At 68.1% G+C, this 18734-nt stretch carries 18 protein-coding genes; 2 read left to right on the top strand and 16 right to left on the bottom strand.

The features are described from left to right. Positions 1-16 precede the first annotated feature (16 nt). The 10 genes from ctaD to phnG all read right to left on the bottom strand — a co-directional run bounded on the left by ctaD (position 17) and on the right by phnG (position 9538). Entirely contained in the window at positions 17-1684 is a 1668-nt protein-coding gene (ctaD, locus tag JK364_RS40435; protein ID WP_201856411.1) for an aa3-type cytochrome oxidase subunit I, read from the bottom strand. A gap of 190 nt (positions 1685-1874) precedes the next feature. After that, positions 1875-3098 (bottom strand): phosphonate metabolism protein/1,5-bisphosphokinase (PRPP-forming) PhnN, encoded by a 1224-nt coding sequence (gene phnN, locus JK364_RS40440; protein WP_201856412.1) that lies wholly within the window; start codon positions 3096-3098, stop codon positions 1875-1877. Beyond that, positions 3095-4270: an alpha-D-ribose 1-methylphosphonate 5-triphosphate diphosphatase gene (locus tag JK364_RS40445; protein ID WP_201856413.1), complete on the bottom strand. Its 1176-nt coding sequence runs from the start codon at positions 4268-4270 to the stop codon at positions 3095-3097. The genes phnN and JK364_RS40445 overlap by 4 nt, the downstream gene beginning before the upstream one ends. Beyond that, a complete protein-coding gene (locus JK364_RS40450) occupies positions 4267-4920 on the bottom strand; it encodes a DUF1045 domain-containing protein (protein WP_230993235.1) in 654 nt (217 codons plus the stop codon). Before JK364_RS40450 ends, JK364_RS40445 begins: the two co-directional genes overlap by 4 nt. A 77-nt stretch (positions 4921-4997) precedes the next feature. After that, a complete protein-coding gene (phnL, locus tag JK364_RS40455) occupies positions 4998-5717 on the bottom strand; it encodes a phosphonate C-P lyase system protein PhnL (RefSeq protein WP_201856415.1) in 720 nt (239 codons plus the stop codon). A gap of 3 nt (positions 5718-5720) precedes the next feature. Further along, positions 5721-6500: a phosphonate C-P lyase system protein PhnK gene (gene phnK / locus JK364_RS40460; RefSeq protein ID WP_201856416.1), complete on the bottom strand. Its 780-nt coding sequence runs from the start codon at positions 6498-6500 to the stop codon at positions 5721-5723. Further along, on the bottom strand, positions 6497-7360 hold the full coding sequence (locus JK364_RS40465) for an alpha-D-ribose 1-methylphosphonate 5-phosphate C-P-lyase PhnJ (RefSeq protein WP_307841526.1): 864 nt from the start codon (positions 7358-7360) through the stop codon (positions 6497-6499). Before JK364_RS40465 ends, phnK begins: the two co-directional genes overlap by 4 nt. Beyond that, positions 7357-8442 (bottom strand): carbon-phosphorus lyase complex subunit, encoded by a 1086-nt coding sequence (locus tag JK364_RS40470; protein ID WP_201856417.1) that lies wholly within the window; start codon positions 8440-8442, stop codon positions 7357-7359. The genes JK364_RS40465 and JK364_RS40470 overlap by 4 nt, the downstream gene beginning before the upstream one ends. Beyond that, the gene (gene phnH / locus JK364_RS40475; RefSeq protein WP_201856418.1) at positions 8442-9068 is read right to left on the bottom strand and encodes a phosphonate C-P lyase system protein PhnH; all 627 of its coding nucleotides are present in this window, start codon (positions 9066-9068) and stop codon (positions 8442-8444) included. Before phnH ends, JK364_RS40470 begins: the two co-directional genes overlap by 1 nt. Next, positions 9065-9538 carry a phosphonate C-P lyase system protein PhnG gene (phnG, locus tag JK364_RS40480; protein WP_307841527.1) on the bottom strand — a complete coding sequence of 158 codons (474 nt, stop codon included), beginning with the start codon at positions 9536-9538 and terminating at the stop codon, positions 9065-9067. The genes phnH and phnG overlap by 4 nt, the downstream gene beginning before the upstream one ends. A 166-nt stretch (positions 9539-9704) precedes the next feature. Between phnG and phnF the strand changes: the two genes are divergently transcribed. Together phnF and JK364_RS40490 are read left to right on the top strand one after the other, a co-directional pair. Then, on the top strand, positions 9705-10451 hold the full coding sequence (gene phnF / locus JK364_RS40485) for a phosphonate metabolism transcriptional regulator PhnF (protein WP_201856420.1): 747 nt from the start codon (positions 9705-9707) through the stop codon (positions 10449-10451). A 76-nt stretch (positions 10452-10527) separates the two neighbouring features. Beyond that, on the top strand, positions 10528-11388 hold the full coding sequence (locus tag JK364_RS40490) for an endonuclease/exonuclease/phosphatase family protein (RefSeq protein ID WP_201856421.1): 861 nt from the start codon (positions 10528-10530) through the stop codon (positions 11386-11388). A gap of 52 nt (positions 11389-11440) precedes the next feature. Here JK364_RS40490 and JK364_RS40495 read toward each other — a convergent pair whose 3' ends face one another. The 6 genes from JK364_RS40495 to JK364_RS40520 form a co-directional block, all read right to left on the bottom strand. Beyond that, on the bottom strand, positions 11441-12325 hold the full coding sequence (locus tag JK364_RS40495; RefSeq protein WP_307841528.1) for a MurR/RpiR family transcriptional regulator: 885 nt from the start codon (positions 12323-12325) through the stop codon (positions 11441-11443). 60 nt (positions 12326-12385) lie between these two features. After that, positions 12386-14071, bottom strand: coding sequence for an ATP-binding cassette domain-containing protein (locus tag JK364_RS40500; RefSeq protein ID WP_201856423.1), 1686 nt, complete (start codon positions 14069-14071; stop codon positions 12386-12388). After that, complete coding sequence (locus JK364_RS40505; RefSeq protein ID WP_201856424.1) at positions 14068-14961, bottom strand: ABC transporter permease; 894 nt, start codon at positions 14959-14961, stop codon at positions 14068-14070. Before JK364_RS40505 ends, JK364_RS40500 begins: the two co-directional genes overlap by 4 nt. Then, positions 14958-15959 carry an ABC transporter permease gene (locus JK364_RS40510; RefSeq protein ID WP_201856425.1) on the bottom strand — a complete coding sequence of 334 codons (1002 nt, stop codon included), beginning with the start codon at positions 15957-15959 and terminating at the stop codon, positions 14958-14960. Before JK364_RS40510 ends, JK364_RS40505 begins: the two co-directional genes overlap by 4 nt. A 101-nt stretch (positions 15960-16060) precedes the next feature. After that, the gene (locus JK364_RS40515) at positions 16061-17581 is read right to left on the bottom strand and encodes an ABC transporter substrate-binding protein (RefSeq protein WP_201856426.1); all 1521 of its coding nucleotides are present in this window, start codon (positions 17579-17581) and stop codon (positions 16061-16063) included. A 108-nt stretch (positions 17582-17689) separates the two neighbouring features. Then, on the bottom strand, positions 17690-18508 hold the full coding sequence (locus tag JK364_RS40520; protein WP_201856427.1) for a YmdB family metallophosphoesterase: 819 nt from the start codon (positions 18506-18508) through the stop codon (positions 17690-17692). Between the last annotated feature and the right edge of the window lie 226 nt (positions 18509-18734).

An 18734-nucleotide genomic window follows, 5' to 3' on the forward strand; every position in this document is an offset into this window, starting at 1 on the left:
GACCGTGGCGGTCCACTCACCGCCGCGCGGCCTCGAGCTCGCGGATCTCTGGATGGTGCAGATCGAAGGCCGGGGATTCACTGCGTATCCGGGGCAGCCACGAGAAGTTGTGCCGTGGTGGCGGGCACGAGGTGGCCCACTCCAGGGAGCGTCCGTATCCCCATGGATCGTCGACCTCGACCTTCTTGCCGTACCTGGCGGTCTTCCAGATGTTGTAGAAGAACGGCAGGACCGAAAGACCGAGCAGGAACGAGCCGATGGAGGACAGCGTGTTGAGAGCGGTGAAGCCATCGGCCGCCAGGTAATCGGCATACCGGCGGGGCATGCCTTCGGCCCCCAGCCAGTGCTGCACAAGGAAGGTGAGGTGAAATCCGACGGTGAGGGTCCAGAAGGTGATCTTTCCAAGTCGTTCGTCGAGCATCTTTCCGGTGAACTTCGGCCACCAGAAATGAAATCCGGCGAACATCGCATAGACGACGGTGCCGAACAGTGTGTAGTGGAAGTGCGCGACGACGAAGTAGGAGTCCGATACATGGAAGTCCATAGGCGGCGACGCCAGGATCACACCGGTCAGGCCGCCGAAGGTGAAAGTGATCAGGAAGCCGGTGACCCAGAGCATAGGTGTCTCGAAGGACAGTGACCCCTTCCACATCGTCCCGATCCAGTTGAAGAACTTGATGCCGGTGGGAACCGCGATGAGGAACGTCATGAACGAGAAGAACGGCAGCAGCACACCACCGGTGACATACATATGGTGGGCCCAGACCGTAACCGAGAGACCGGCGATCGAGATCGTCGCGGCGATCAGCGAGACATAACCGAACATCGGCTTGCGCGAGAACACCGGGACGACCTCGGAGACGATACCAAAGAACGGCAGCGCGAGGATGTAGACCTCGGGATGTCCGAAGAACCAGAACAGATGCTGCCACAACAAGGCACCACCATTGGCCGGGTCGAAGATATGCGATCCGAACTTGCGGTCGCACTCCAGCGCGAGGAGCGCGGCGGCCAGCACCGGGAAGACAAGCAGAATCAACACCGAGGTCAGCAGTACGTTCCAGGTGAAGATGGACATCCGGAACATCGTCATACCCGGAGCGCGCATGCAGGTGATGGTGGTGATGAAGTTGACCGCACCCAAGATGGAGCCGAAGCCGGAGAGCGTCACGCCCATGATCCACATGTCGGAGCCGACACCGGGCGAATGGATGGCGTCCGACAGCGGCGCATACAGAAACCAGCCGAAATCGGCGGCGCCCTGCGGGGTGAGGAATCCGGCCGCGGCGATCAGGGAGCCGAACAGGAACAGCCAGTAGGAGAGCATGTTCAGACGGGGAAAGGCCACGTCCGGAGCCCCGATATGAAGCGGCATAATCCAGTTGGCGAAGCCGGTGAACAGAGGCATCGCGAAGAGCAGCAGCATGACCGAGCCATGCATCGTGAATGCCTGGTTGTACTGTTCGTTGGACATGATCTGGGTCCCCGGGCGCGCTAATTCGGCCCGCATGACCAGCGCCATCAGGCCGCCGACGAGGAAGAAGACGAAAGCCGAGACCAGATACAGCGTACCGATCCTTTTGTGATCGGTTGTCGTCAGCCACTCCACCAGGACACGCCGGCGCGTCGGCGGGGAATCGGCTCCGGGAGCAGCTCCCCTCACGTGGTTCCCCTTGGTACTCATTCCGTCCACCGACCCGCACCCTCCGCCTCTTTGATCAATTCCGAAACAGCCGGAAAGGGCAACACGCGAGCAAATCGCCGCTCCTTCCGGCTCACAACATGATCATCAGTCCGGGCAGTGGCCGCACAGGGCCGAAGAGTCCAGGGGCAGGGTCGAAGGTCCCTGATTTCCGGTCCGGCCGTGCCAAGAATCAGACCTCATAACAGTCAAGCAAATCGGCCGCGTTGAGCGTGCGGAAGTCGTCGAGCCGCTCGCGGAGCGTGGCGTGGTCCCAGTCCCACCAGGCAAGCCGCTCCAGCCGCTCCGCGATCTCGGGTGGTTGCCGGAACCGGATGATCCGCGCCGGCACGCCTGCGACGATCGCGTACGGAGGAACGTCCTTCGTGACGATCGCGCCCGACGCGATCACCGCCCCGTTCCCGACGACCACGTCCGGCTTCACCTGCGCCCCGTGCCCGATCCACGTGTCGTGCCCGATCTTCGTCCGTCGGGAGCTCCGCTTCGCGAACCACTCCGCGTCGTCCTCGGCGTCGGGCCAGTACTTCGCGGAGCGGTACATGAAGTGGTGCAGACTCACCCGGTCGAGCGGGTGGTCGGTCGCGCCGATCCGCACGAAGCTCGCGATGTTCGAGAACTTCCCGACGGTCGTGTTCGCGAGGTCGCAGTACCGGTCGCAGTAGCTGTAGTCACCCAGTTCGACGTCGGCGAGCCGAGAACCCTGCCCGACCTCCGTGTACCGGCCGAGCGTGCCGGCGACGACGGTCGAGCCCTCGTGCACGATCCCTGCCGACGGCAGCGCGCCCGGTCCGATGGGCGACTCGGAGACGGCGGGCGTGCGCCTCGCCGGCGCGGAGGTGCGGCGCGGCGTTGTCCGGATGACGCGCAGCAGCGCGGCGGCGCCGTCGGCGATGGTTCCGTCGTTGTGGATCTCCGCGTCCACCGCGTAGTCGGGGGCGGGATCGGGGCGGTGGAGCCGTCGGGCCATGTCATCCGCGTCCTCCCGGCCCCTGGTCCGCAGTCGGCTCGCCCGGACGGCTTCGGAGACCGTGACGCGGACGACGACGAGGTGTTCGTAGCGTGCCGCCAGTTCGTCGAGCACGGATCGGGACATGTTCGCGACGACGGAGCGGCCGTCCCTGATGTCGTCGTCGATCTCGATCGGGATCCCGTACCGCAGGCCGTGGGCGCTCCACTCGATCGCGAAGTGGCCCGCCTCGGAGGCGATCCGGAATTCTTGCACGGACCTCGGGAGGTGGTTCTCGCCCGGCCCGGGGGCACGCGTGATGTGCCGCTGGGGCAGGGAAACGTCCGGACCCGCGTGGCGTCGGGCCTCCGCGATGAGCGCGTCCTTGCCTACGCCGCTCGCGCCGACGACCGCGACGAAGGTGCCCGGGCCGATTTTCTGTGTGGTCATGCGACACGCACGCCCTGCCGGTACACGGTGCGGACGATCGGCACGCTCAGCCCCGCCGGGTGCTCCGGAGTGCCGGGAAGCGCGTGCGTGCGGACACGGACCAGGTCACCGCGCTTGCCGACCGTGATCTCACCCCGGTCGTCCAGACCGATGGCTGTGGCGGGGTTGGAGCTGATCAGCTTGACGGCGTCCTCGAGACGGACCGTCCCGTCGGCGACGAGCTGGAAGGCGGCCTGCATCGGGCTGGCGGGCACGTAATCGGACGAGAAGACGTGGAGCAGTCCTCGTTCGAGGAGCGCCGACGCCGCGACATTTCCGGACTGGCTGCCGCCGCGCACGATGTTCGGCGCGCCCATGACGACTGACAGGCCGTGGGCGACGGCGGCCTCGGCAGCCACGATGGTGGTGGGGAACTCGGCGATGCGCACTCCGAGTCCGACGGATTCCTTCACGTGTTCGGTCGTCGCGTCGTCGTGCGCCGCGAGAGCGATGCCGCGCCGACGCGCCCCCTCAGCGACGGCGTGGCGGTTGCGGTCGGCGTGGCGGCTCGCCTCGTGCAGGAGTTCGTCAGCGTACGCGTCGACGTCGCTCTCGGACACCAGCCCCTTGCCGATGTAGTACTTCTTGAACTGGGCGAGGTCATGGAACTGGCGCTGGCCGGGGGTGTGGTCCATCAGTGAGGCCAGTCGCACGAGCGGGTGGTCCGCGAACTCCTCGAACCGGTCCAGGCAGTCCTCGGCGGACACCTCGCATCGGAGGTGGATCGCGTGGTCTGCTCGGAACGCTCCGGCTGCTGACGCGGTGGTGATCGCGTCCATCAGCCGCCGGGCCGACCGGGTCACCGTCTCGCGGTTGCTCGGCTCCGATCCGAGCCGGACCGCGTCGAGAACGGTGGTGGCACCGGCGGCCGTCAGCTGAGCGTCGTGCGCGAGCACGGCGGGCATCGCCTCCCAGTGCACGCCGGGCCGGGGACGGAGGTGGTACTCGACGTGGTCGGTGTGCAATTCGACAATGCCGGGCAGCAGGTAGTCGCCGTCGAGGTCCTGGCCCGCCGCCACGATGCCCGTGCTGATGTCGGCGATCCGGCCGTCTCGGACGGCCACCGAGCCGAGGATGACCTCATCGCCGAGCACCACGCGGGCATTGGTCAGAACGAGTTCGTCGTTGGTCATCGGGAGCCTTCCAGCGGATGGAGTGAGTGGATGCGGAACGGGGCGCCGGGTTCGGTTTCCACGAAGAGTGCGAGCGCGCCGAGGGTGACGTCTCGGTCGAGGCAGTCGCGAAACCAGTACCGCAGCGTCTGTTCGACCTGGTCCTGCCGGTCGTCCGGCACGCGATCGGTGAGAGTGAGGTGAAACCGGAACTCGTCGAGCACGTAGGGGTATCCGAGTTCGGTGAGCAGAGTGCGCTGGCGTTCCGTGAGCGTGTGTGGTTTCCGCCGCGCGAGCTCCTCGGGTGTCGCCGGTGCCCGGAAGTGATCCAGTTCTGTCACGACGGACGCGGCAAGCGCGTTCAAGGCCGGGGCGTCTTCGCCGGGGGTGAGGGCGTAGAACCGGCTGATTCGGCTGATCGTGAGCCGCGGAATCGTGACCCGCGCGGTCGATGCGGCCAGTCGTGCGGTGGCGGTGGCGACATCGGCGATGGTGCGTCCGGGGGCAAGACGGAAGGGGGGTTTGAGGGTGCCGTGGAAGCCGTACCGGCGCGCGTCGTGAGTGATCCGGTCGACGGCCGTGCGCGTCCACCCTGCCGGCACGCCCCGGGGGGTGGCGCGGCCGGTGACGCTTCGCCCGAGCCAGGATTCCGCGCGCTCGCGCAGAAGCATTCCTGTGGCGTCGGTGTTTCCCATGCCTGGTGCGGCGTTTCCCATGCCTGGTGCGGCGTAGATCGCGTACCGGTGACTCACGCCGCCACCTTGCTCATCGGGGTGAAGTCCTCGACCGGTACGACGTGGTCCGCGACGGCTTCGCGCACCTCCGCGTCGTGGAAGATGCCGAGCATCGCGGTGCCCGCTTCGATCTTCTCGGCGATCAGCTCCACGACCACGCGGCGATTGCGGGCGTCGAGGGAGGCGGTGGGCTCGTCCAGGAGCAGCATCGGCAGGTCGGCGATGAAGCCGTGCGCGACGTTGACCCGCTGCTGCTCGCCGCCGGAGAACGTCGCCGGCGGAAGCCCCCAGAGGCGGTCCGGAATACCGAGGCGGGACAGCAGCTCGGCGGCGCGCTCACCCGCCTCCGTGGCATCGACGCCGCGCGCGATGAGCGGTTCGGCGACGACTTCGAGGGCGGGCACCCGGGGCACACAGCGCAGGAACTGGCTGACGTATCCCATGGCGTGGCGACGGGCGGTGAGGATCTCTCTGGGGTTCGCGGTCGCGATGTCGACGTCGATGTTCCCGGCTCGAAGGAGGACACTGCCGCGATCGACGGCGTAGTTGCCGTACACCATCTTCAGGATCGAGCTTTTGCCGGCGCCCGACGCGCCGCCGAGGACGACGCACTCCCCAGGGCTCACGTCGAAGTCGAGCCCGCGCAGCACGGCGAGTCGCTGCCCGCCCTGCAAGTGCATGGTGAAGGTCTTGTCCAGGCCGGAGACGGCGAGGGTCGGCTGGTCGGTGGTCACGGGTCACCCTTGCAGGATTGAGGAGACGAGCAGCTGTGTGTACGGGGCCTGCGGATCGTCCAGTACCCGGTCGGTCAGACCGGACTCGATGACCCGGCCGTCCTTCATCACCAGAGTCCGATGGGAGATCAGGCGGGCGACGGCGAGGTCGTGCGTGACGATGATGACGGCCAGTTCCAGATCGCTGACGAGCGAGCGGATGAGGTCGAGCAGGCGTGCCTGCACGGACACGTCCAAGCCGCTGGTCGGCTCGTCCATGAACACCAGGCGCGGCGAGACGACGAGGTTCCTGGCGATCTGCAGCCGCTGCCGCATACCACCGGAGAACGCGGCGGGGGTGTCGTCGACCCGGTCCCGGGGGATCTCGACGCGTTCGAGCCAGTCAGTCGCTTCCGCGCGGATGCGCCCGTAGTGGCGCCATCCGTTGGCCATCAGCGGCTCACCGACGTTGCCGCCGGCGCTGACGTGCATGCGGAGGCCGTCCGCCGCGTTCTGGTGCACGAAGCCCCACTCGCTGCGCCAGAGCCCGCGCACCGCGCTTTCGCTGAGCTCCGCGAGGTTCACGACGTCACCGTCGTCGAGCCGGTACCGGATGCTGCCCTCGCTGGTGTCCAGGCGCTGCGAGAGTGTGCCGAGCAAGGTGGACTTGCCGGACCCGGATTCGCCGACAACCGCGAGCACCTCGCCCGGCCACAGGTCGAAGTCGACGCCGCGGCAGCCGAACCGGTGGCCGTATCGATGGCTGACGTTTCGCACTTCCAGGAGCGGACGCTCGTCGCTCATGCGGTGGCCTCTTCGTTGTCGGCGCGAGCGGCTGTCCGCTCGCAATGGTCGCTGTCCGAGCAGGCGTACAGGGCGCCGCCGGCGTTGTCGGTGATGATCTGGTCCAGATACACGCCGGTGGACCCGCAGATCGCGCACGGCTGGTCGAAGGTCTGCGGCTCGAACGGATAGTCCTCGAACCCGAGGCTTTCCACGTCGGTGTGCGGCGGGATGGCGTAGACGCGCTTCTCACGGCCGGCGCCGAAGATGTGCAGCGCCTGGCTCTGGTGGAGCTTGGGGTTGTCGAAGCTCGGCGTCGGCGACGGCGCCATCAGATACCGATCGTTCACCAGCACCGGGTAGTCGTATGTCTTGGCGATGTGCCCGTACTTGGCGATGTCCTCGTACAGCTTGACGTACATCAGCCCGTACTCGTTGAGTGCGTGCATGCGACGGGTCTCGGTCTCGCGGGGCTCGAGGAAGCGCAGCGGCTCCGGGATCGGCACCTGGTAGACCATGATCTGCCCTTCGCCGAGGGGCGTCTCGGGGATGCGGTGCCGGGTCTGGATGATCGTCGCGTCCTCGGTGCGGGTCGTGGTCGGCGCGCCCGCCACCAAGTTGAAGAACGCACGGATCGACACCGCGTTCGTGGTGTCGTCCGCGCCCTGGTCGATCACCTTGAGTAGGTCGTCGGATCCGATGATCGCCGCGGTGAGCTGCACGCCGCCGGTGCCCCAGCCCCGGGGAAGCGGCACCTCGCGGGAGGCGAACGGGACCTGGAAGCCGGGGATCGCGACGGCCTTGAGCAGCACCCTGCGGATCATCCGCTTCGTCTGCTCGTCGAGGTAGCCGGCGTTGTACTCGATCTGCTGGGCACTCACGCGTTCGTCTCCTGCTTGCTTCCGGGGTTGTCGTGGAAGTCGCGCCGCAGCCGCCGGATGAGGTGCAGCTCGGCCTGGAAGTCGACGTAGTGCGGGAGCTTGAGGTGCTCCACGAAGCCCGCGGCCTGCACGTTGTCGGCGTGGCTGAGCACGAACTCCTCGTCCTGCGCGGGGGCGACGATCCGCTCCTGGAGCTCGCCCGCCCGCAGGGCGCGGTCGACCAGCGACATCGACATCGCCTTCCGCTCTCCGCGCCCGAACACGAGCCCGTAGCCGCGGGTGAACTGAGCGGGGGTGTCCGCGTTGCCGGTGAACTGGTTGATCATCTGGCATTCGGTGATCTCGATCCGCCCGAGCGGCACCGGGAAACCGAGCTCCGGCGCGTCGAACTCGACCTCGACCTCTCCGACACGGATCTCGCCGGCGAACGGGTGCGTGCTCCCGTACCCGCGCTGGGTGGAGTATCCGAGGGCGAGGAGGAACCCTTCGTCGCCGCGAGCCAGTCCCTGGAGGCGCTCCGCCCGGGTCATCGGGAACACGGTGGGTTCGCGCGTCAGGTCGGCCGGTTCCGGGTCTGTCCAGTCCGCGGCGCGGTCCGGCTCGAGGAGGGCGTCCGAGCCGAGCAGGTCGGACACGCGCGGCATGGGCACGGCGTCGGCGTCGGTGTCCGTCGGGCCGTCGCTGGTGGGGTCGGCGAACAGCCGGTGTGTGTAGTCGAACGTGGCACCGAGTTGCTGCCCGCCGGGGATGTCCTTGAATGTCGCGGACACGCGGCGCCGCGGGTCGAGCCCGGCGGTGTCGATCGGTTCCGAGTAGCCGAATCGCGGCAGCGTGGTCCGGTAGGAACGCACCAGCGTGATCGCTTCGAGCACGTCGCCCTGGCACTGCAGGATTGCTCGCGCCGCGAGCTTCGGGTCGTAGAGCGACCCTTCGGTCATCACCCGGGACACCAGGACCGGGAGCTGGCCGGCTGCGGCGTCCTGGCTGATCGCCGGGATTCCGGGATCACCGCGGCCTTCCTTGGCGAGCAACGCGTGCGCGTTCGCGATCGCCTTCTCACCGCCCTTGACTGCGACGTACATCAGGCCTCCTGACCCTGATCGGACACCGCGCGCAGACGCGTGGTGCGAGGAAGCGCGACGATTGAGTCGTCGCTCACGACGAGCAGATCGACGCCGCGGGGGAACAGCGCGCCGTTGCGCGTCCACGCGGCCAAGAACCCCTCAGGTGCCCACGGGGCCTCGATCTCGACCCGGCCGTCGATGCCGGGACCCGTCGCGGTGAAGCGCGCCCCGGTGCCCGGGGTCCGCGCGTCGAGGACGACGGTGGCCGACTGGTGAGGCGCGTCATCGGTGCCGAGCGCGAGCGCGTCGAGAGCCGGGAGCGTGTCCGGGGTGGCGAGGACGAAGTTCGCCGGCCCATGCTCGTTCGCCATCCGCGCGCCGGTGTGGAACGCCAGGTACGAGGTCACGTCGGAGTTTTCCGCCGGCGTCCGGTGCAGCCACACCGACACGTCCTCGTCGAGCAGGGTCAGCGCGACGGCCGTGAGCCCCGGGCCGAGCGCCTCCGGCGCCTGAGTGGGAACGGCGATCCGATACGAGCGGCCGGGGTGGGCGAGCGCGTCGAGGATGGCGCGGAACACGCGCTGCGCGCCCCTCGTCGGATCGGCGAACCCGGGCGCCGGCGCAGTGGTGGACGTGGTGTTCATTCGTGTTCCCTCGCGACCGTGAAGAAGTCGACCTTGGTGCTGCGCGCTTCGGCGTGCCGGGCGTCGTCGTAGGACGCCTGGCTGCGCTCCAGCGGCGCGACGACGTCGTTGAGCACCTGTGCGCGCAGCTTCTCGTCCGCCAGCAGGCCGTCGAACGCCGCCGCGAACCAGGCGTGTTCGAAGTCGGTCCCGAGCACGTACGCACTGCCGACGGTGTCCGCCGCGAGCGGGCCGCCGTGAAGCCGTACTGTGGCGCGGGTCACCGTCGCCTCACCGAGGTTGAACCGGTCCCCGCCGGCACCCACCCGGCCGCGGACCATGACCAGCCCCGCTTCCGGGCCGCGGATCGCCTCGATCTCGGGCTTGGCTTCCCCATCGCCCCAGGCGTCGGCGAGCTGACGGGACGACGCCTGCGCGAGGATCCGCATCCACCGCCTCCGCGTCGCATGGGCCTCAGTCGGACTCGTCACTCGAACCTCCGAATTTATCCAGCTCTTTGGATGAATCGACCGTAACGAGGCTCCGACAGATTTATCTAGTTAGCTGGACGACTGCCGGATGGATGCGAGATGAACTCGCGGTCGGGTTGTCCGCGAGGCCATAGGCAGGCGGTACTGTTCGGTCACCATGCCTCACGTGACACGTTCCGCCACCGGTTACTCGACGTGGCGCCTCATCGCCGACCAGCTCCGCAGCGAGATCGTCGACGGCTCGTTCCCGCCCGAAGTGAAACTGCCGACCGAGGGTGAGCTCGCCGACCGATTCGGCGTGCACCGCAACACCGTGCGTCAGTCCGTCGCGGCTCTCGCCGCCGAGGGCCTCGTGGCGACGCGCCAGGGCAGCGGCACGTTCGTCGTCCCGCACACGCTCCTGGTGCACCGGATCAGTCTGCGCACACGCCTCAGCGAGAGCATCGGCCGGCCGGGCGCGACGTCACACCGACCGATCGCCGCGGAGATCGTGGCAAGCCCACCGCACGAAGTAGCCACCCGCCTGCGACTCGACGGACGGCCCGCGCTGCAGGTCGAGACAGTCGCCGACGTGAACGGGACCACGGTCGCACGGTCGACCGCCTGGTTCGACGTCGCTCTGACGCCGGACCTCGATATCCACCTGCGGCAGACCCGATCCATCACCAAGGCGCTTCGCGCAGTCGGCATCGACGACTACGTCCGCACCTGGAGCGCGGTCAGCTCCCGCATCGCGAACGGGACCGAAGCCGAGGACATGAACCTTCCGGCGGGATCGATCGTCCTTGTCGTGCGATCTGTCAACACGCTTGTCGACCGCACGCCGCTGCAGTACACGAACACGCGCTTCCGCGCCGATCGCGTTGAGCTCGACATCGATTTCGACGCGTTCAACGATCTCGGCGGACACTGACCAAGGGACTGAGTCAACTTCCATCGTTCAGGATCGGATGGAAGATAGTTCACCGAAGGGCCCTACGGTCGAGGCCATGTCCAAGAAAATGAACCTCCGCGTGCTCACCCTCAACATCTGGCTGGATCCGCGGGACCGTGAGAAGCGGGACTCCCTTCTGCTCGAGGGGCTGCGCACCTTCGACGCCGACATCGTGTTCCTTCAGGAGGTGGTGCGCACCCCGGAGCGTGACGCGTTCAAGCTCGTGTCCGACAACTCGCCCCTCCACTGGCACCACGCCTCCGACTACACCCAGGAGGGCTGGCCCGCGTGGGGCACCGCCGTCGGCACCCGCTGGGCACCGAAGAGCATCGAGGTGCACCGGCTCCCGGCTGAGGACGGACCGTACGTGTGGGAGGCGATTCTGCCTCTCCCGATCGGCGTGGACATGCTCTTCCTCGGCGCCCGGCCGAGCTTCAAGTTCACCCGCGAGGCGGCCCGCGTCGAGCAGGCGCTGTTCATCACCGAGCTCGAGGAGAAGCGACGCCAGACGGCGCCGACGATCCTCGCCGGTGACTTCGACGCGGCCCCCGACCAGGACTGCATCCGCTTCTACACCGGCAAGTCCGCGATCAACGGCCGCAGCGCGGCGTTCCGCGACAGCTGGGCGATCGCCGGTGACGGCACTCCCGGGTACACCTGGACGACCGACAGCCCGTGGGTGGCACGCAGCGTCGTCGATGCCCAGGGCATCGTCCCGAACTACTGGGTGCAGGAGCCGCACCATCGTCGCATCGACTACGTGTTCGCCGGCTCGACGGAGAACCACCTCGAGGTGGAGAGCGTGATCAACAGCAGCAAGGTCGTGTTCAACGAGTACCCGACCGCCAGCGACCACTACGGCGTGCTCACCGAGTTCGAGTTCAACGCGCTCGACAAGCCCACTGCGTGGGCGTAGGCGTCAACCCGCTTCCGCTGCCCGGCATCGGCCGGGCAGCGGAAGCGGGTGGTCAGATCCGGTGCGTCTCTTCGGCGCGCGCGGACAGCGCCGCGCCGCGCAGGGTGCGTTCGGCGTTCTCCGCGGTCACCGCGGAGTAGAGCGCGTCCAGGACCGCGAGATGGATGAATCGGCTCATCATGGCCTCGATCTGGAACCGGGTCTCGCCCGAACCCGCGACAAGGGTCACCGACGAGGCCGCGACCAGCGGTGAGCGGTAGAAGCTCGTCACCGCGACGACCGTCGCGCCGACATCACGGGCCGCTTCCGCCGCGGCCACCGTCGCGCGCGTTCTGCCGGTGTGGCTGATCGCCAGGCATACGTCACCCCCGGTGAGCATCGACGCGCAGATGTGCTGCGAGATCGGGTCCGCGGGATTCTCGATCGGCAGGCCGGCGCTGCGGAACCGCAGGGCGGTGTCCATCGCCAACGGCGCGGACGGGCCGGCCGAGACGAGCACGATCCGCCGCGCGGCGTCGAGTGCGTGGACCGCGCGCTCGAACTCCTCCGGGTCGATGCTCGATTCCGCCGCCGCGATCGACCGGGACGTCGACTGGAACACCGACGCGATGATCGAGCCCGGTGTTCCGTCCTGCGCCACGTCGCGATCACCCGAGTCGGCCGGCGCCTCCGACGCGAGCTGCAACTTGAACTCATGGAACCCCTTGAGTCCGAGGTCCTTGCAGAACCGCACTACGCTGCCCACAGAGCTTCGCGACACCGTGGCGAGGTCGGTGACCGTCATGCGGACGACTGCTGCGGGATTGGTGAGAACGACGTTCGCGACGGCCGCCTGGGTGGGTGACATCGATGGGAAAAGCGCCCGGATCCGTGCGATGAGTGTGCCGCGATCGTGGCTCGTGTGCGGCGCCGATGTCAGGTCAGCGGACATGGTCATATCCAAGCACTGTCGATACCGGACGCGCTATCGCCGCGATCGGCTGGGGTCGATTCACGACTACGCATCGGTCTGTTCCAGCGCGCGGGCCCCGGTTCGCCGGCCCGCGTCCGGACCGGGTGCCGCGTTCGGTGCGAGCCAGGGGTTCGCGGACATCAGCTGCCGGGTGTACGGGTGTTCCGGCCGGAAGAGGACCTGGTCGGTGGGACCGGCCTCGACGATGCGCCCCCGTTCCATCACCACGATGGTGTCGGAGAGATGGGAGATCACCGCCAGGTCGTGCGAAACGACGACGAGGCCGAGCGGACGCCGCGTGGTCAGCGTGAGCAGCAGGTTCACGATCCCCGCCTGGACGGAAAGGTCCAGCGCCGACGTCGGTTCGTCGGCGACGAGGATGGACGGATTCGCGGCCAGGGCGCGGGCAATCGAGACGCGCTGGCATTGCCCACCGCTGAGCCGGCCCGGTCGCCTGTGCACGAGATCGCCGGTGAGGCCGACGGCCTCGAGCAGCTCGAGGGCACGCTCGTGCGCTGCCCGCCGCGGCAGCCTCTGCACCGTCCGGCATGCTTCCTCGACGCTCGCGAGCGCGGTCTGCGTTTCGGTGAGGGACGCGAACGGGTCCTGCAGGATCAGCTGCACCTCGTGCCGTTCCGGCTGCCGGCCTCCGAAGCGACGCCACGGCCTGCCGTCAACGGTCACCTGGTCCGAGGGGAGGACGCCGGTGAGCAGCCGGGCGAGCGTGGACTTCCCGCTGCCGGACTCGCCGACGATCCCGAGTCGCTCGCCGGCCCGGACACGGACGCGGATGTCGTGCAGAATCTGCCGGTCTCCGTAGGAGAAGTGCAGCCGACGAGCCTCGACCGTCGGCACATTCCCGGTCGGCACCGCTCGGGCCGGAACCGGTACGTACTCGCCGTCGGTGGCGGCCTGCGACTCCTCGCTCCCGCGGCGGGCCAGGAGGTAGTACCCGCGAGGCGTGCGTTCCGGAAGGGCGCTGACGAGCATCCGCGTGTACGGATCCCGCGGGCTTTGGAGCACCTCGGCGGTGCGGCCGGTCTCGACCACCCGGCCCTGGTGCATGACGACGACGCGATCGGTCGCGGACGCGATCGCGTTGATGTCGTGCGAGATGATCACGAGCCCGAGCTGACGCTCGAGTCGCAGCCCGGTGAAGAGGTTCAGCACGTCGGCGCGGACGGATGCGTCCAGAGCGGTGGTCGGCTCGTCGGCGAGGAGCAGGCGCGGTTCGGACGCGAGCGCGAGCGCGATCATCACCCGCTGCCGCATCCCACCGGAAAGTTCGTGGGGCCGGGAGCGCAGCAGTGTTTCGGTAGGGGTGAGCCGCACCGCCTCGAGCGCGTGGCGGACGTCGTCATCGGTCACCCGGGTGCGCCGGGTCAGCCGCAGGGCTTCGCGCACCTGGCTGCCGATTCGCTGCAGCGGGTCAAGGCTCGACATGCTCGCCTGCGGCACCATCGATACGATCCCGCGGAGGGTGCGCTGCCGGCTCCGCAGGGACTCACGGGTCACGTCGCGGCCGTCGACGTGGACCGTGCCGGACTCGATCCGGCCGCCGATCGAGGACAGCAGCCCCGTGATGGCGCGCAGGGTCATGGTCTTCCCGGAGCCGGTCTCGCCGATGATGCCGAGCGCCTCACCGCTGTCGAGCGCGAGGGACACACGGTTGAGCACCTTCGTCTGTGCGATGGTGACGTTGATGTCGCGGACGTCGAGCAGAGCGGTCACCGGGAGTTCCTTCCACCAGCGGAGTCGGCCATGAGGGCGAAGCCGACACCGAGCACGAGCACGACCAGGCCGGGAATGATCGGCGCCCACCAGGCGATCGGCAGCAGGGCGATGCTGTCGGCCATCATCCGGCCGAGTTCGGGCGTCGGCGGGGCGATGCCGACGCCGAGGAACGCCAGCGAACCGACCAGCGCGGTCGTCGCGACCGCCTGCGTCGCGGCGTAGGACAGGTTCGTCGACACCAGCGCCGGCCCGATGTGCCGGAACAGGATGCGCATCGGTCCGTATCCGAGGACGCGGGCGGCGACGACGGAGTCCCGCTCGCGGAGCACGATCGCGCGGGACATGGTCAGCCGGGTGTACGGGGGCCAGCACGCGATCATGATCGCGATGCTGATCGCGGCGGCGCCGCGCGGCAGACCGGGGATCAGCTCACGGTTACCGAGCGCCGCGGCGAGCGCGATCACGAGCACGATGTACGGGAACGCCATCGTCGCGTCGGTGATCCTGCTGATCACGGCGCGGCCCACGGCCGGAAGGTAGGCGGCGATCAGGCCGAGGAGCGCACCGCCGAACGCCGCGACGGCGATGCTGACGACGATGAGCCCGAGGTCGATCCGGCCGGCTTCGAAGACGCGGACGAAGATGTCCCGGCCGAGCTGGTCGGTGCCGAACAGATGCCGGGCGCTGGGCGGAGCGAGCGGCATCGCGCTGATGTCGGAGGACGACACCGGGCTGACCAACGGAACGATGATGAACGCCAGGGCGAGGACCACGACGATCGTCAGTCCGACCAGCCGCTCCGCGCGGAGGTTCAGCGTGCGACGGCGACGCGGGGAAGCGGGCCGGGGCATTGCCGCCGGGTTGGGCGGCTCGACGACGGCGGTCACCGGGCGGCCCTCGGGTCGATCACGCGCGTGGCGACCTCGGCGATCAGGTTGAGCACCACGACGACCGCGCCGGTCAGGAGGACGATGCCCTGGATGACGGGAAAGTCCAGCGATCCGACCGCGGTCGTCATCGCCCGTCCGATACCGGGGAGGCCATAGACGATCTCGACGATGACCGCACCGCTGATCAGGTAGCTCAGGCTGACACCGATGACGGCCAGCACCGGACCGGCGCAGTTCGGGGCGACGTGGCGGAGCATGAGCCGTGCCCGCGACATACCGCGCGCCGCGGCGGCTTCGGCGAAGGGTTCGTGCAGCACCTCGCCGGCGCGTGTCCGCACCACACGGAGGATGATCGGGGTCAACCAGAACGACACGGTCACCGCGGGCAGGAAGAGGTACTGGAAGCTGTCGGGGTAGCCGCTCCCCCACCCGCCTGCGGGGAACAGCCGTCCGCCGAGCGCGACCGTGAGGATGAGCACGAGACCGACCAGCGCGCCCGGTGCCGCGAGGCCGATCAGTGAGAACACGCGGACGATGTTGTCGAACACCGGCCGGTTGCCGCCCGCGGCGAGCAGCCCGACCCCGATGCCGACGACGCACGAGATCAGCAGCGCCACGCCGACGAGGGCGAACGTGACCCCGGCACCGTTCACGACGACGCTCGCAACGGTGGTGCCCGGGTGCTGGAAGGAGTTGCCGAGGTCGCCGTGCAGGAGACCGGCCAGGTAGCCGAGGAACTGCACGAGGAGCGGCTTGTCGAGTCCGAGCTCGGCGCGGAGCGCCGCGATCCGCTGCGGGCTTGCGCCTGTGTTTCCTCCGATCAGGACGACGGCCGGGTCGCCGAGCAGCGTCCGGATGAGGAAGAAGGTGATGACCATGACGAGCAGTGTCACGACGATCGCCTGCACGAACGGACTGAGAATGGCGGCCAGGCGCTTGCCTGCCCGGCTGCCGGTCCGGCGGGCCGCCGGACCGGGCAGGACTGCTGAGGACATCTGCAGTGCTTTCTCTGGAGAACGGTGTGAGCCGTACGGAAGAGGGAGGAAGGGCTCGCGATGCGCGTCCTCGCGCGGGTTGACGCGAGTCCTCGCGCGAGTTACGGCAGGACCAGATACGAAGCGCCCACGCTGTGGATGACGTTGCTCGGGAACCGGGACACACCCACGTAGCTCAGGGTCGTCAGCGGGATCGAAGGAAGTTCCTTCGCATACTCCTCGTTGATCTTCTCGACCAGCCCGGGCGCCTCACTGGAGGAGGCGGTCTTCATCCGGTCGGACAGCGCCTTCAGCTCCGGCATGTCCGGCTTCGTCGGCAGCGTTCCCCAGAAGTTGGCGTTGTTGCCCGACCTCGGGTCGCCGTAAATGTAGCCACCGAGGTAGGTCTGGGTGTTTTCGTAATAGCCGATCCAGCGGGTGAACAGACCCCAGTCGCCCTGCTTGAGACGGTCTCCGACCTGGTTGAAGGTCGTGTTCTCGATCTCGAGCCGGATGCCGATGGCCTTGAGCTGCTGCTGCACGACCTGAGCGACGAGCGGCACCTGCCACGCGGAGTCGGTGACGGTGACGAGCGGGATGGTGCACCCGTTCTGACACTTGGTGCCCTTGAGCTTGGCCTTCGCCGCGGCGATGTTCTGCTTGGTGGCCTTGACGTTCGGCGAGTCGTTGTCCTGGTTCCACGGGATGCCGTAGAGCGGCAGCCCGACGCGCTCGCCGCCGAGCGCCGAGGCGGCGATCTGCTGACGGTTGACGGCGAGCGAGATCGCCTGGCGGACGCGCTTGTCACCGGCGATGGGGTCGTTGAAGTTGACCGACAGCCCCATCTGGCCCCCGTTCCATTTCGCCGTGTCGAGCGTGAGCGGGCTCTTCACCTGCGACAGCAGGTTCCCCGGGATGTTGTCGGCGTAGTCGACCTGCCCGCTCTTGAGCTGCGCGAGACGTGTGGCGGCGTCGGTGACGGCGACAAAGTTGATCTTCTTTACCTTGCGCGGCGTGGTGTCGTAGTAGTTGGGGTTCGCCGAGAGGGTGAACTTGCCGTTGGTCGTATCGAGGGTGTCGAGCTTGAACCGGCCGGCCGAGACCGGGTGCTTCCAGAAGCTGTCGCCCTTCGCGATGGCCGACGCCGGAAGGATGATCATCTCCGGCGTCGACAGAGCGGCCGGCAGACCCGGATATGGACGGCTCATCGCCAGCGACACCGTGTTGTCGTCAGGCGCGGTGACCTTCTTGATACTGCTCATCACCGGGCCGATGAAGTTGTCACCGGCGACGTTCGGCGTCGACAGGATCCGATCGAGCGAAGCGACGACATCCTTGGAGGTCAGAGCGGATCCGTCGGAGAACTTCAGCCCGGAACGGAGCTTGACTGTCCAGGTCAGCCCGTCGGGAGAGGCGGTGACCGACTTGGCGAGCTGCGGGCTGCCGCTGTCCTTCCCGTCGGCGTAGTTCGTGAGGTAGCCACCCCACAGGAAGGTCAGCTGCGTCGTCTCGTAGGACGCCGAGCTCATCGGGTCCAGCGACTGCGGAATCGCGTGGTCCGCGATCGTGATCTCATCGCTCACGGCCTTCGATCCGGCCGACGGCGACGAGCACGCGTTCAGAGCCGACGCGGCGACCGCCACGGCCGCGGCGACGACCGGAAGTCGCCGCCGGCGTCTGCGCACAAGGGAGATGGACATCATGACTGCTCTCTGCAGAGGGGTTCGAGGAGGAGAAGAGAGGAATGGTGATCAGTCGGCATCGACGCGGACCACCGACGTGGTGAGCCCGTCGGCGATGTCGAAGATCGCCGCGCCCAGGGTGAAGTCACCGGTGGCGAGCTGGAAAGGCGGCAGTGAGGAGGTGTCCTCACCCCGGAAACCCTTGACGAAGTGGATCGGGTCGAACCCGTACCCGCTGAAGCCCAACCGGCCGGCCATACCGAGTTCCGCGACGAAGCCGGTGCCGCCGGGCAGCAAGTGCGCGTGGATCGTCCCGTCGTGGGTATGGGTCCCGACGACCGCGGCGACCTGCCCGTCGACGGCGCCGGAGAACCACGCCTTCTCCGACGGCGACCCGCTGTGCAGGTCAACCACGACCGTCCCCCGGAGCAGACCGCCTTCGGCCAGCTCCGTCCACGCGTCCCACAGGTCGGTCGGCTTCGGGGCCAGGCACCCCTTGCCCACCGCGCCGGGGCTCAGCAGATTCACCACCGTCAGCGTCTTGTCACCCTCACCGATGGTCAGGACCCCCTTTCCGCGCGTCTCCTGCACGTTCAGAGGGCGGACGACCTGCGGGTACGCGAACGACTCCGCGACCTCGGGACCGTCCCACGAGTGGTTCCCGCCGGTGATGACATCGGCACCACCCGCGATAAGGGCGTCCAACTCCTTACGGGTGGTCCCGAATCCGTTCTGCGGCAACGGGCCAGTGACGGCGGCGTTCTCCGCGTTCACCACGATCCAGTCGAGCTCGTACTCGGCACGCAGTTCCGGCAGGCGGGCACCGAGCCACGCAGCCGCTTCGGGGCCGACAACATCGCCCACGGTCATTACACGCATCTGTCGCATGACGCGACCGTAGAGCTCCGGCGGAAAATAGTTCACTTCAGTTGATGAACGAAGGATGAATCATCCATCGGCTTCAGTCTGGAACTTCCTTCACCAACTCATGCCGCCGGCAGGCCCGGCACGAGGGCTGCCGCAGGTCATCACCTGGGCCGCCGGGGCCGGACGGCCGCGGAACTCGGTCAGACAGCGGGCATGGCGGGCGCGACGTCGGCCCGGCCGACCACGG

Origin of the sequence: Streptomyces endocoffeicus (genome assembly GCF_016741935.1) — a bacterium.
Taxonomy (GTDB): Bacteria; Actinomycetota; Actinomycetes; order Streptomycetales; family Streptomycetaceae; genus Streptomyces; species Streptomyces endocoffeicus.